General features: G+C 44.7%; 1 protein-coding gene. It reads left to right on the forward strand.

Annotated features, from left to right (window positions below; genetic code table 11):
* A partial coding sequence (locus AB4512_RS22975; protein ID WP_372175835.1) for an outer membrane protein transport protein occupies nucleotides 1-409 on the forward strand: 409 nt, incomplete at both ends.

Consider the following 409-nt stretch of genomic DNA (forward strand, 5'->3'; position numbering starts at 1 on the left):
GTCTTGATCTAATTTATGGTAAAGGTACGCTAAAACGTACAACAAGCACTTCAGTTACTCCTGGTGGTAATTCACCTCTTGATGGTCGAAGCCTTGTTGATATCGATGGTGCAGACGGTTGGGGTGTAGGCTTCAATGTCGGTACAGTTTACGAACTGGACGAAAACAACCGCTTTGGTTTATCTTACCGTTACAGCCCTGAGATCACAGCTGAAGATGATAAAGGACAAGAGATCACTCTTCCTCTACCAGATATGGCCGAATTCTCTGGTTTCCACAAACTTAAAGATACTAAGTTTGCCGTACACTACTCTCTACAGTGGGTTGGTTGGAAAGCATTTGACAAGATCGATTTTGGCGGTTCAGCAAATGCACTACCTGACGCTCCGTACGAGTGGAAAAACGCTGG

This window comes from Vibrio sp. 10N.222.52.B7, assembly GCF_041474275.1.
In the GTDB taxonomy this organism is placed as follows: domain Bacteria; phylum Pseudomonadota; class Gammaproteobacteria; order Enterobacterales; family Vibrionaceae; genus Vibrio; species Vibrio crassostreae_C.